This window comes from Sphingomonas sp. 320_CC (assembly GCF_059691795.1).
The window spans coordinates 472,289-486,512 of record NZ_JCAWAE010000001.1 but is presented as its reverse complement, the minus strand read 5'-3'; the positions used below and the strand labels follow the sequence as shown (position 1 = coordinate 486,512).

The window sequence follows — 14,224 nt, the reverse complement described above, 5'->3', positions numbered from 1 at the left end:
TTGCAAAGCCTCACCGCGACCACTCATACAAATGCTTGCATTGATTGTTAGCCTGAGTATTGTGAGCGCTACCGTAGATGATCGAGACGGGGCGGAAACGCGCATGATTCGATCGTCGAAGTAACTTTGTCGTGGACGCCTCTCACAAGAAGGGCGGTGCGGCGCCGCATGAGGGGATGTTTGACCGTGACCACCACTACGCGCGCTTTCGGCTTTCGAGGACTGGCCCACCCATCGAGCGCACTCGCCTGCGCGACCAGCGTACTGGCGATGATGTGGTCGATCCCGGCAATGGCGCAGGATCGGGGCAATCTTCAGAACAGCACGACCACGCAGCCGTCCGCGCCGCAGCCAGCCGTGCCGACGTCCGCGAACACCACGACCGCGTCGGAAGCCGGACAGCCGCAGGACGCAGCGACCGCGCCAGACGCGTCGCAGGGTAACACGGTGCAGGGCAGCGCCCCGCAGAGCGACGACATCATCGTCACCGGCCTGCGCGGATCGCTCCAGCGCAACCTCGACCTGAAGCGCACCTCGTCGGGCATCGTCGACGTCATCTCGGCCGAGGACATCGGCAAGTTCCCGGACTCCAACGTCGCGGCCGCCTTGCAGCGCCTGCCTGGCGTGACGATCCAGCGCTCCGGCTCGCGCGGTGAACCCACGGGCATTGCCGTGCGCGGCTTTGGCAACGACTTTAACACGACGCTGTATGATGGTCGTCGTATCTCGACCGCAACCGGCGGTCGCCAGATCGACTTCAGCACCGTCGGCGTCGACTTCATCGGCCAACTCAGTGTTCTCAAGACGCCCGACGTCACTCTGTCATCGAGTTCGATCGGTGCGACCGTGGACATCCAGTTCCCGAAGCCGTTCGATCATCCCGGCTTCCGCCTTGCCGCATCTGGTTCTGGTTCGATCCAGGACCGCTCGGGCAAGATCGCACCGACCGCTGGTCTCCTGATCAGCAGCACGAACAAGGACGAAACGTTCGGCGTCTTGGCGGACGTGATCTACACGCAGCGTAAGACCGATACCAACCGCGTGTACGTGTCCGGTTGGCCGGGCGGGAACTTTGCGCCGTGCCAGCTCGCGGGCAGCACCGGGGCGTGCGCCCCGACCAGCGACACTGCGTCGGCAGGCTATGCCAATCCGAACAACCGGCAGAACCTGCCAGGCTGGTTCCCGCAGCAATATGGCGCCGAACAGCAGCGCGTCAAAGATGAGCGTGTCGATGCGCGCGTCGCATTCCAATATCATCCGACCGACGACCTGATGGTAACGCTCGACAATAATTTCTCGCGTCAGGAAATTACTCAGAACAACTACGCGTTCGGCGTCTGGTTCAACCAGGGCGACTTGCGCAACGTGACGCTCGACAAGAACGGGACCGCGGTAGATTTTACCCAGACCGGCACGCCAACCGACTTCACTGCCGCGCGCAACACGGAAATCCTTCAGACCAACCAGACCGGGCTGAACGTCAAATACGATGTAACCGAAAACCTCACGCTGGAGGCAGACGGTTCCTATGCGAAGAGTTGGCGGAACCCCGGCAACGTAATCGGCAGCCAGAATGGCGACATCGGCTATGGCAACGCCCTCGGTAACGTCCTGCGCTTCACCGTCGATGGCAAAAGCAGCGACGCTTTCCCAACGATCAGCAACTTTGGTCCCGCCGGTGATGGCGCACGCTGGGCGGACCAGTCGCTGATCGGCTCGCACGTCGCGGTCAATCAGACGCAACGCAATACCGACGAACTCGCGCAGTTCCGCGGCAATGCCACCTGGAAGCAGGATGACCTGACGATCAAGGCCGGTGGCCAATATTATCAGGACACGTTCAACTTCCGCAATACGAGCACCTTCACGAACAATTTCTGGCAGGCCTATGCCGGTTACGGCGGGCCCTCCCGCGGAACATCCGGTATCTCGCCACTGCCCGCCAACTTGTATCAGGGATCAATCAGCCTCAACAACTTCATCCCGGGCTTCAACGGCAGTCTGCCGCCATCGGTGTTCGTGTTCAGCCCGATCGCCTATCAAAACTTCCTGTCCAGCTTGGGTAATCCGCAGGCACAGAACGTGCCGGGGTTCAATTATGCCAACGTGACCGGCTTCACGGGTGCGTTCGACGAAGCGGTCGATCCCGGGAGCATCGCGCGGGTTCGAGAGCGGACCTGGTCGCTGTACTTCAGCGTGAACTTCAAGACCGAGATCGGCAGCCTGCCGTTCACGTTCAACGCAGGCGTGCGTAACGAGAACACCAATCTGGCATCGGTCGGACAGGGCCGCTTGCCCACCGCGCTCGTCACCAGCACGGCGGACCGGACGCTGCTCAGCATCCCGACCTACACGAATGTGCAGGACGTCAGGAGCAACAGCTCATATTCGTATCTGCTGCCCAGCATGGATGCGAAGCTGGAACTCGCCAACAACCTGATCCTTCGCTTCGACGCCTCGCGCACGCTGACCCGTCCGTCGTTGAATCTGCTGAACCCGGTGCTCAATGTCGGCAATGGTCAACGCATCGGCGCCTTGTCGGCCAGCGGCGGCAATCCGAACCTGCGTCCGTATCTCGCCGACAATTTCGACGTCGGGGCCGAATGGTATTATCAGCGCAACTCATATCTCTCGGTCGGGTTCTTCCTGAAGAACGTCAGCAATTTCGTGGTTGGCGGCGTGACGCGACAGTCGATCAACGGCTTGATCGATCCGACGACGGGCACCTTGGCGAGCTTCGCCGTCACGCAGCAGGTAAACGGACCGGATGCCACCGTCCGCGGCATCGAGCTTGCCTGGCAGCAGGTGTTCGGCACCTCGGGCTTCGGGTTCCAAGCCAACGCGACCTTCGTCAACACCAACCGGCCGTATGACGACAAGAACATCTCGCAGACCGGCTTCGCGGTTACCGGGTTGGCAAACTCGGCAAACTTCGTCGGCTTCTACGAAAAGAACGGGTTCCAGTTCCGCACCGCACTCAACTGGCGTGACCAGTATCTCCTGGCGTTCGGCCAGAACCAGAATACCGGTTCGTTCGGGTCCGAGCCGACCTTCGTCGACCAGAGCTTCCAGGTTGATCTGTCGACAAGCTACGACATCAACAGGCAGTTCAGCGTCTTCGCCGAAGCGTTGAACGTCAACAACAACCAGCAGAGCACGCACGGGCGCTACGACAACCAGTTGCTCGACGTGTTCGACTACGGCCGCCGCTACACCGCGGGCGTCCGCTTCCACTTCTGATCCCCCTCCCACTGGCGGAGCACGACCTGTTCGTGCTCCGCCTTTTTTCGATTACGCTGCACCATGCACGAAATTCAGAACATCGTTATCGTCGGCGGCGGCACCGCAGGGTGGCTGACCGCGGGCGTGATCGCGGCCAAGCACCAGGCGCGGCGCCAGCATGGCTTCACCGTCACTTTGGTCGAATCGCCCAACGTGCCGACGATCGGCGTCGGCGAAGGGACGTGGCCGACGCTGCGTTCGACGCTCAAGAAGATGGGCTTGTCGGAAACCGAGTTGTTTCGGCAGTGCGACGCGTCGTTCAAGCAGGGCGCCCGGTTCAATCGCTGGACCACCGGTGCGCCGGACGACGGCTATTATCACCCGCTGATGCTCCCGCAGCACTTCGGCCAGGTGAACCTCGCACCGCACTGGCTCGCGGACGAGGGCAGTGCGACGTTCTGCGATACGGTCACGCCGCAGGGCCGGATCTGCGACGAAGGGCTCGGCCCCAAGACGATCGCGACGCCCGAATATGACGGCCATGCGAACTACGCGTATCACCTCGACGCGGGCAAGTTCTCGCATTTCCTTCAGCGGCATTGCTGCGACACGCTCGGCGTCCGCCATGTGAAGGCCGACGTCACCGAGGTGCATCTCGACGAGAGCGGCGACATCGCCAACCTCGATACCGAACAGGGCATATCGATCGCGGGCGACCTGTTCATCGATTGCACCGGCTTTGCCGCGCTGCTGATCGGCGGCGCGATGAAGGTGCCGTTCCGCAGCTGCACCGACATATTGTTTTGCGACACCGCGCTGGCGATGCAGGTGCCCTATGACGTGCCCGACGCGCCGATCGCGAGCCACACGATCTCGACCGCGCAGTCGGCCGGCTGGATCTGGGATATCGGCCTGCCGACGCGACGCGGGGTCGGCCATGTCTTCTCGAGCAGCCACATCAGCGCGGACGCCGCCGAGCAGGAATTGCGCGATTATATCGGCCCCGCCGCGCGCGACCTGACCGCGCGCCGGCTGGCGATCCGTGCCGGCCACCGCGAGCAATTCTGGGTGCGCAACTGCGTCGCGGTCGGGCTCGCCGCGGGGTTTCTCGAACCGCTGGAGGCATCCGCGATCGTCCTGATCGAGCTGTCCGCGAAGATGATCGCCGAGCAGATGCCCGCGTGTCGCGAAGTGATGGACGTCGTCTCGCACCGCTTCAACGACACGGCGCATTATCGCTGGGGCCGGATCATCGACTTCCTCAAGCTGCATTATGCGCTGACTAAGCGGACCGACACCGAGTTCTGGCGTGACAACGTCCGGCCGGAGTCGATCCCCGACCGGCTGGCGGGCCTGATGGAGCTGTGGCGGTTCCAGTCGCCCTGGATCCATGACGAATTCGATCGCGCCGAGGAGGTCTTCCCGTCGGCGAGCTATCAATATGTGTTGTACGGCATGGGCGCGCGAACCGCGGTGATGCCGGGGTCGATCGACGACGATGTCGCGCTGGCTCGGCGCGCGCGGCACGACAACGAGGTGCAGACGCAGCGGCTGGTGAGCAGCCTGCCCGGCCACCGCGATCTCATCGACCGTATCAAGCGCCACGGCCTCCAGCCGATCTAGCCGTCAGGGGAATAGTATGCGGACCGTCACAGCGTGCCTGGCCATCGGCGCGATCCTAACCATCGGTGCGACCGCTGCGTCGGCATCGCCGCGCCTCGATGGCGTCATGGGCGATCATGCGGTGATCCAACGCGGGCAGCCCATCGTCCTGACCGGGCAGGCCGCAGCCGGTGAAACCGTGATGATCACGCTGGCGGGGCGCAGCGTCACCGCCAAGGCCGCGCGCGATGGCAGCTTTTCGGCGAGCCTGCCCGCCCTCCCCGCCGGCGGTCCGTACGACCTGACGATCGCGGCGCCGAGCGGTGCGGCCGTCCTGCGCGATATCCTGGTCGGCGACGTTTTCCTGTGTTCGGGCCAGAGCAACATGGAACTCCGCGTCGAGCAGGGACAGGGCCTGTTCCCCGACGCGCATCCGGAGGTCGATGACAAGCTACGCCTGCTGACGATCGCCAAGGTCTCCGCCGCCGCACCGGTCGCGCGGTTTGCCCAACAGCCGACGTGGACGGTGTCCGGTCCGACCACGGCACCCAGCTTCTCGGCCGCGTGTTTCTACATGGTCCAGGCGCTGCGCCGTACGTCGGGCGTACCGATCGGCGCGGTGCATTCGAGCTGGGGCGGGTCGCGGATCAGCGCGTGGATGAGCGACTCCGCGCTGCGCCAGGCCGGGCTCGGCGCCCCCGCCGATCTGCTCGCGCTCTATGCCCGCGATCCCGCCGCCGCCAACCGGCAGGCGTCGACGATCTGGGAAAGCTGGTGGCGCGACGGCTCGGGCGACGCCGCTGGCCGCGAGCCGTGGCAGCCGGATGCCGCGCTCGACTGGCATCCGGTGCCCGCGATGACCAATTTCGAGACCTGGGGCGTGCCCCCACTCGCCGATTACAACGGCATGATCTGGTATCAGCACGAGGTCCAGCTGAGCGCCGAGCAGGCACGCGGCCCGGCGACGTTGGTGCTGGGCATGGTCGACGACGCGGACCGCACCTGGGTCAACGGCGTGGGCGTCGGTGGCAGTAGCCTCGCGTCGCAATCGCGCGTCTACGCGCTGGCCGCCGGTAGCTTGAAGGCCGGGCGCAACGTCATCACCGTCAACGACGACGACGTCTATGCCTATGGCGGGATGACCGGCCCCGCGGACTCGATGCGACTGTCGTTCGCCGACGGGAGCAGCGTGCCGCTCGGCACCGGCTGGCGCTATGCGATCGCCAAGCGGCTCGCAGGCGCCGCACCGCGCGTGCCGTGGGACGACATCAACGGCGCAGGCACGCTCTACAACGCGATGATCGCGCCGCTCGGTGCTACGAAGTTCGCCGGGATGGCCTGGTACCAGGGCGAGTCCGACACCGGCATCCCCGGTTACGACCGCCGGATGACCGCGTTGATCGCCGACTGGCGTCACCGTTTCGGCACGCCCGAGACCGGGTTCGGCATCGTCCAGCTCGCCAATTACGGCAGCCCGGCGATCGCGCCGGGCGAGAGCGGCTGGGGCGACGTCCGCGATGCGCAGCGACGCGTGGCGGCGGCGGACCCGCATGCCGGCATCGCCGTCGCGCTCGACCTCGGCGATGCGCTCGACATCCATCCCGGCGAGAAGCACGAGGTCGGGCAAAGGCTCGCGCGTGTGATGCGCGTCGCAGTCTACGGCGAGAAGATCGCGCCGTCCGGCCCTGCCGTCGCCGATGCAAAGCGCTCGGCGGATGGCGGCGTCACGGTGCGGTTCAGCGGCGTGACGGGCGCGCTGCATGCCCGCAGTGCCGCGCAGGCGATCGGCTTCGAACTGTGCGGCGCCGCGGTCGGCACTTGTCGCTACGCTCCGGGCAAGGTCGCGGGGTCCGAGGTGACGCTGCCCGGCGATGGCCAACCCGTCACACGCGTCCGCTATGCCTGGGCGGACGCCCCGGCGACCAACCTTGCCGACGACGCACCGCTGCCCGTCGGCACGTTCGAAGTGCCGGTCCTGCCGGCGCGATAAACCCCGAACGGGTGCGAAGAACAAGAACGGCCGCCAACGCGCGCCGCAACGGGAGAGACTGACGATGCGCATGACCATGAAGGCGAAAGCCCTGGCGACGGCCGGGCTCGCGCTCGCATTCTCCCCGGCGATCGCGCGCGAGCCGACCGCCGCGCCGAGCCTGCGGACGACGCCCGACCCCGCCGAGCAGATGGCGCGGACGATGGTGTCGCGGATGACGCTCGACGAGAAACTGCCGCAGTTGCTCAACGTCGCGCCCGCCATCCCGCGGCTCGGCGTGCCCGCGTATAATTGGTGGACCGAGTCGCTGCACGGCGCGCTTGGGCCGCTCGCGACCACCAACTTTCCCGAACCGATCGGCCTCGCCGCAAGCTTCGACGCGCCAATCGTCCACGACGTCGCGAGTGCGATCAGCGAGGAGGTGCGCGGGCTGCACACGCTCGGTCGCGAGACCGGCAGGAACGGGCATATCGGCACCGGGCTCGACACATGGTCGCCCAACATCAACATCTTCCGCGATCCGCGCTGGGGCCGCGGGCAGGAGACGTATGGCGAGGATCCGTTCCTGACCGCGACGATGGGCGTCGCGTTCGTGACCGGAATGCAGGGCCCCAACCCCGATCGCCCGCAGGTGATTGCCACGCCCAAGCACTTCGCGGTCCACAGCGGCCCCGAGGGCACGCGCCACCAGGCCAACGTCTACATCTCCGCGCACGACCTGGAGGACACCTACCTCCCCGCCTTCCGCGCCGCCTTGGTCGACGGGCATGCAGGCTCGGTGATGTGCGCGTACAACCGCATCGACGGCCAGCCGGCCTGCGCCAGCGACCTGTTGCTCAAGGAGCATTTGCGCGGTGCGTGGGGCTTCAAGGGCTATGTCGTGTCCGATTGCGACGCGGTGAAGGACATCGCCGACAACCATAAATACGCGCCCGACAGCGCCGCCGCGGTCGCCGCCGCGATGCGCGCGGGCGTCGACAACGAGTGCAACGGCGAGACGCTGGGCGACACCGCGGGCTTGGAGACCCGGTACCGCGAGGCTCTGAACCGCGACCTGATCACCGAGGCGGACGTCGACCAGAGCCTCGTCCGCCTGTTCACCGCGCGGTATCGCAACGGCGACCTGCTCGGACTTGCCGGCGCCCCCAAGGCGTTGCCGACCAGCGTCGTCGGCGCCCCCGAGCATCGGCGACTGGCGCTGGCTGCGGCCGAACGGTCGATGGTGCTGCTGAAGAACGACGGCATCCTGCCGCTCAAGCCAGGCGTGAAGCTCGCCGTGATCGGCCCGCTCGGCGATGCGACGCGCGTACTCCGCGGCAATTATTCGTCGCCGCTGTCGGGCCAGCCGATATCGGTGCTGGAGGGGCTGAAGACCGCGCTCGGTACAAGCCAGGTCACGCTCGTGCCGTTCGGCGAGTCCGTCACGGACGGCGACCGCGTGCCGACATCCGCGCTGCTCACGCCCGACGGCAAGCCCGGCCTGCTCGCGCGCTACTATAATCCGACGACGCCGATGCCCGCGCAATACGCCCGCGGCGCGCGCGAGAAACTCGTCGCCGCCGCCAAGTACCAGGCGCAGCCGGTAGTAACGCGCATCGAGCCGGACGTCGGCGATCGCAACCTCGATCTCGCACGCGTCACCGACGTCCACCGTACCGAATGGACCGGCTTCCTTGTGCCCCCGGAAAGCGGCACCTACCGCGTCGGCCTGTCGGGATCGGGCGGCACGCTGACGCTCGACAACAAGATGATCTCCGACCGGCGCAAGGCACGCTGGAACGACCTGCCCGGCATGACGACGCTGAAACTCGAAGGCGGCAAGCGCTATGCGATCCGCGCGGAGGGCAGCGGGATCGACCTGGTTTGGAAGCGCGTGTCGGATGCGCCGTCCGCCGAGCTTCGTCGCGCGGCCGCTGGCGCCGACGTGCTGGTCGCGGTGGTCGGCCTCACCTCCGACCTGGAGGCCGAGGAAACCGGCGTGACGGTGCCGGGCTTCTCGGGTGGCGACAAGACCACGCTCGACCTGCCCGCGGACCAGATCGCGATGCTCGAACAGGCCAAGGCCACCGGCAAGCCGATCGTGCTCGTCACGATGAACGGCAGCCCGATCAACCTCGCCTGGGCGAAGGACAATGCCGCCGCGGTGCTGGAGGCCTGGTATCCGGGCGAGACCGGCGGCACCGCCGCGGCCAACATCCTGACCGGCCGCACCAACCCGTCGGGCCGCCTGCCGCTCACCTTCTATCGCAGCGTCGGCGACCTGCCGCCGTTCGGCGATTACGCGATGAAGGGCCGCACCTATCGCTATTTCGCGGGCACGCCGGTCTATCCGTTCGGCCACGGGCTCAGCTACACGAAGTTTGGCTATGCACCGCTGACCGTCACGCCCGTACGCGGCGGCGCCGAGAACGGCCTGCGCGTCACCACGCGACTGACCAACCAGGGCGATCGACCCGGCGAGGAGGTCGCGCAACTCTATCTCGACTTTCCCGATCGGCCTGGCACCCCGCGGATCGCGCTGCGCGGGTTCCAGCGCGTCGCACTCCGCCCCGGTGAAGCACGCAGCCTGACGTTCGACCTGTCGCCGCGCGATCTGAGTTCGGTCGCGCTGGACGGTGCACGTTCGGTCGCTGCCGGCACCTACCGCGTGACGGTGGGCGCGGGGCAGCCCGGCACGGGTGTCGCGGGGCAGACGGCCAGCTTCACGGCGCGCCAGTCGGCGGAGCTGCCGAAGTGAGCCGCGTACGGACACTCGCGACGCTCGGCACCGCGCTGGTCGCGCTCTGCACGCCGATCGCGGCACTGGCGGATCCGCTGACCCCGACCGGAAAATGGAGCGCCAATACCGATGGCTCCGCAGCCGTGCCGCCGATGGGCTGGAGTTCGTGGAACGCCTTCAACAGCGACGTCGACGAGGAAAAGGTGCTCGCCTCGGCGCAGGCGCTGATCGACACCAAGTTGCGCGACATCGGCTATCGCTACGTCAATATCGACGATGGCTGGTGGCTGAAGCGTCGCCAACCCGACGGCCGGCTGCTGATCCGCACCAGCCACTTCCCGTCCGCCGCGACCGGTGCAGACACGAGCTTCCGCCCGTTTACCGACCGGCTCCACGCGATGGGCCTCAAGGTCGGCATCTATTCGGACATCGGCCGCAACAGCTGCGGCCAGATCTACACCCCCGATTTCAAGAACCAGCCCGAGGGCAGCGTCGCCGAGCGCGAGGTCGGGCTGTACGGTCATGTCGACCAGGACATCCGACTGTTCTTCGCGGAATGGAACTTCGATTTCCTGAAGGTCGACGGCTGCGGCGCGCGCGGCCTGCCCGTGGACGCACCGCGCGTGAAGTCCGGCCTGTACCGCGCCCTCACACCACTCGTCGACATGCAGTCGCTTGGTGGAACGGACATCGCCGGTATCCGCGGCCTCTACGAACAGGTCCACACCGCGCTGCACACGCACGCCGGCGACCGCGCGTACGTGTATTCGCTATGCCTGTGGGGCGCGGGCGACGTGCGCGCGTGGGGCAAGGACGTCGGCAACACCTCGCGCACCAGCGACGACATCCAGCCGGTCTGGCCGCGGATGCTCACCAACCTCGACACCGTCACGCACCGCGCGCTCTACGCGCATCCGGGATCGTGGAACGACCCCGACATGCTGTTCGTCGGCACCGGCGATTTCGACGCGGCACACAGCGCGGAGGCGCGCTCGCACTTCGCATTGTGGGCGATGCTCAACGCGCCGCTGATCATCGGCTACGACTTGCGCAAGCTTACGCCGGACCTGCTCGCGATCTTCGGCAACGCGGATATCGTTGCGCTGAACCAGGATTCGGCGGGCAACCAGGCGGTGCTCGCCTATGACTCGTCGGAGGTGCAGACCTTCGTCAAGACGCTCGCGGACGGCAGCAAGGGCGTCGCATTGTTCAACCGTACCGCCTCGCCTGCCAAGGCGGTGCTGACCGCCGAACAACTCAAGATGCTGCCGACCGCCGACGTGCGCCTGAAGGACCTCTGGACCAAGAAGGAGCAGAGCTTCCGCAAGGAGATCGCGGTGACGCTCGCGCCGCACGAGACACTGATTTTCCGCGCGACCGGCACGCGGCGGTTGCCGGGCGGGCTATACCTTTCCGAGCAGACCGGCCGCGTCAATCCGGCAACCGATGGCGTGGTCGTGCCGCAGCCGGATCCGACGATCTACCAGTCGATCACGCCGTGGACGGGCACCCGCGGCGGCGGCGAGCACCCGCAATATGGCGGCTGGGGCGGCGCCGAATCCGACCGCGCGCCATACGGCAAGCTGTTGCGCGTGGCCGGCACCGACTTCGACACGGGGATCGGCGTGCTCGCAAACTCCCGCCTCGAAGTGCGCAACCAGGGCTATGCGCGGTTCGCCGCCAAGGTCGGCATCAACGATTCCGGCCAGCCGCGTTCGGGCACGACGGTGTTCGAGGTCTGGGGCGATGGTCGCCTGCTGGCCAAGTCCCGGCCGATGGGGTTTGGTGAGGCAGCGGTCCCGCTCGAGGCGAAGGTGACGGGTGTACGGATTGTCGAACTGGTGGCGCGGGGGAGCGGTGCGGCGAATGCCGGGGCGCCGCAACCTGCGACATGGGCGGACGCTGCGTTGTTGAAATAGGCGACTGGTTTCGGGTTCGGGTCTTGAACCCGAACCAAACCCCACCCATCATCCTGACGAAAGGCAGGATCCAGAGCCACGAGTTCGCGTCCGTTACTCTGGATCCTGACTTTCGTCAGGATGACGGAGGGTTGGCGTGGTCGCTACGTTGGTCGCTTAGTCCTAACGCACCCGCTCCGGCTTGCCCGGCGGCAACGCCGACAGCGTGAACCGGTCGACGTCCAGCCACCCCAAACTCCCCGTCGGCGCGTAGCAGAACACCGCGAGCTGCTCGCCCTGGAACGTCCCCGTCCGCCACGCGAACGCGAGCGGAAAGTCGCCGCCCAGCCCGGTCCAGCGCCGCCCGTCCACACTATACGCCACGCGCGCCCGGTCGGTCGTGAAGTCCATGTCGGTCCGCAACCACAGCGCCTCGGTCCGCGGCAACGGCGCGGTGGCGCGAACCTCGCTCCGGGCACCGGCGACCGTGTCTTCGGTCACCTCCATCGCCAGCGTGGCCTTGCCCACCGCCGCGCCCTGCACCGTGATATTCCCACTGAACTGCCCGAACGTCCCGAACCCGCAGCGATCGCCCGGTGCCAGATGGCGGATGTCGAGCTTCACCTCGGCCCGGCTCGCCGGCCCCTGCCCCTTCTGCACCAGCGTATTGCGCGCGCTCCAGAACCCGGTCGCGACCGTCGGCTTCAGCCGCAACCAACCCGGCCGCTCGCTCAACGACCAGCGCGAAGGCTCGGGATTGTGGTTCCACTGCCACTGCAACCCGAGCGTCGGTTTACCGAAATCGTCCGACGTCGCCGGCTCCGCGAACGCCCCACCCAGGATCGGTTTGGCGGCACGCCGCGGCACGCGACCGGGCGCCTCGCGCGTCCCCCATACCGGCCAGTCGTCCTGCCAGAACACCGGGCTGAGGTTCGTCATCCGCCCAATCGCGCCGCTATCCTCCATCACGAAGCCGAACCAGCGGCCATCGGGCAGGTCGACCAAAGCGCCTTGATGCCCACCCGTCTTGTCGTCGATCTGGTCGCGCGTTTCCCACGGTCCGAACAGGCTGCGCGACCGCGACACGGTCAGCCCCAGCCGCGGCGGCAGCGCGTTGAAGAGGTAATAATACGTACCGCGCCGGATGATCTTCGATCCCTCCGCGCCCTTGATGTAATGCACTTTCTGCGACGCGGTGACGTGCGCTAGTTGCTTGTCGAGTGTCAGCAGCGCGATCGTGCCGTCCGCGGTGCTCGCGGTCGCAAGATACGCGCGCCCGTCCGGCTCGATGAACAGCCCCGGATCGAACGCCTCGCGCTCCAGTTCGTGATAGCGCCACGGCCCGCGCACGTCCTTCGCGTACCAGATCCGCGTCTTCTGCCCGACCGGCGTATTGGCGAGATAATAGGTGCCGGCGTGGTAGCGTAAGGACGACGCATACAGCCCGTGCCGGTACGCGTTGCCGCCCTTCAGATCGTATTCGGGCGTGCCCTCCAGCCGATCGACGAGGTGCGACGCGAGCGTCCAGTTGATCAGATCGCGGCTGTGCAGGATCGTGATGCCGGGCGTATTCGCGAACGTCGTCGTCGCGAAATAATAGTCGCTGCCGACCCGGATGATGTCGGGATCGGGATAATCCGCGAACAGCACCGGATTGCGGAAGCTCCCGTCGCCCTGGTCCGATCGCCACACCTGCGCCGACGCAGCCGTCGCCAGCAGCCCCAGCGCGACCGCCACCGCGACCCTCATTTGCCGAACGCCAGCGCGCGCGAGAAGAACGGCATCATCGTGTCCTGCACGCGGCCGGCGACGCCGCTGGTATGATCGCCCGGATACACCTCGAAGCTGTTCGGGATCCCGTAGCTGTCGAGCGCGGCGTGGAGCTTGCCGGCATCGTCCTTCAGCCCGTCGCGGTCGCCGACGTCGATCCCGATCGCTGCATAGCGCCGGAGATTGCCGGCATATTGGTCGAGCATCGCCAGCGGCGCATTGGCCGCCCAGCGCGCCAGCACGTCGGGTTGCGGCACGCCGTCCTTGACCGGCAGATCGAGATACAGTGGCGGCGCCTTGGGGTTGGGCGACCAGGCCGCGGCGGTCGCGAGTTGCGCGCGCTGCCCCCATGACAGGGTCGCGCTGTCCGCGGGCGAACGCAGCGCGCGGATCGCCGTCTCGGTCGCCGTATCGGGTGTGCCGAGCGCGCGCGTCGACAGGCAGCACGGGCTCATCATGTAGAGCGCGCCGAACACGTCCGCGTGCTTCATGCCGATCCGCGCGGTGCCGTAGCCGCCCATCGAATGTCCCGCGAGCCCGCGGCTGCGACGGTCCGCGATCGTCCGGTAATGGCCGTCGACATAGCCGACCAAGTCGCGCGCGACGAACGTCTCGAAATCGCCGACCGTGACCGAACTCGAATAGAAGGACCCGTTATGCGCGGTCTTGCTGTCGGGGATCACGACGATCATCTCACGCGCGCCCTTCGCGAACGCGCCCTCGATCGTCTGCGGCACGTGGATCTCGCCGATCCACTGCTCCGCGCCGATCGAATAGCCGTGGAACGCGTACACGACGGGATAGCGCCGCGTCGGGTTGGCGCGATAGCTCGGCGGCAGCACCACCAGCACTGCGCGGTCCGGGCTCTCGCCTTCGAGATTGCCCTCGATCGCGGGCGAGTGGACGGTGATCCGCTCGATCGTCACCGGCTTAGCACCGGCAACCGGCGGCGGTCCGGGCGTCTTGACCTGCGCCGAAGCGGAACCGGTCGACAGCATCAACGCAGTGCCGAGTGCAACGAGA

7 protein-coding genes are annotated in these 14,224 nt (G+C 66.7%); 5 read left to right on the top strand and 2 right to left on the bottom strand.

The window, feature by feature from the left end; genetic code table 11:
• Positions 1-270 precede the first annotated feature (270 nt).
• From AC59GX_RS02170 to AC59GX_RS02150, 5 genes are all read left to right on the top strand, one after another.
• Positions 271-3,240, top strand: coding sequence for a TonB-dependent receptor (locus tag AC59GX_RS02170; protein WP_497301317.1), 2,970 nt, complete (start codon positions 271-273; stop codon positions 3,238-3,240).
• Positions 3,241-3,303: 63 nt separating this feature from the next.
• Complete coding sequence (locus tag AC59GX_RS02165) at positions 3,304-4,845, top strand: tryptophan halogenase family protein (RefSeq protein ID WP_426282508.1); 1,542 nt, start codon at positions 3,304-3,306, stop codon at positions 4,843-4,845.
• A gap of 16 nt (positions 4,846-4,861) precedes the next feature.
• Positions 4,862-6,814, top strand: a complete 1,953-nt coding sequence (locus AC59GX_RS02160) for a sialate O-acetylesterase (protein WP_426282509.1) — start codon at positions 4,862-4,864, stop codon at positions 6,812-6,814.
• 64 nt (positions 6,815-6,878) lie between these two features.
• On the top strand, positions 6,879-9,551 hold the full coding sequence (locus AC59GX_RS02155; RefSeq protein ID WP_497300715.1) for a glycoside hydrolase family 3 C-terminal domain-containing protein: 2,673 nt from the start codon (positions 6,879-6,881) through the stop codon (positions 9,549-9,551).
• On the top strand, positions 9,548-11,452 hold the full coding sequence (locus AC59GX_RS02150) for an NPCBM/NEW2 domain-containing protein (protein WP_426282511.1): 1,905 nt from the start codon (positions 9,548-9,550) through the stop codon (positions 11,450-11,452). Before AC59GX_RS02155 ends, AC59GX_RS02150 begins: the two co-directional genes overlap by 4 nt.
• 162 nt (positions 11,453-11,614) lie before the next feature.
• On the opposite strand, the gene AC59GX_RS02145 is transcribed toward AC59GX_RS02150, so the two are convergent.
• Both AC59GX_RS02145 and AC59GX_RS02140 read right to left on the bottom strand, forming a co-directional pair.
• On the bottom strand, positions 11,615-13,180 hold the full coding sequence (locus AC59GX_RS02145; protein ID WP_426282512.1) for a glycoside hydrolase family 43 protein: 1,566 nt from the start codon (positions 13,178-13,180) through the stop codon (positions 11,615-11,617).
• Positions 13,177-14,199 carry an alpha/beta hydrolase gene (locus AC59GX_RS02140; RefSeq protein WP_426282905.1) on the bottom strand — a complete coding sequence of 341 codons (1,023 nt, stop codon included), beginning with the start codon at positions 14,197-14,199 and terminating at the stop codon, positions 13,177-13,179. Before AC59GX_RS02140 ends, AC59GX_RS02145 begins: the two co-directional genes overlap by 4 nt.
• Between the last annotated feature and the right edge of the window lie 25 nt (positions 14,200-14,224).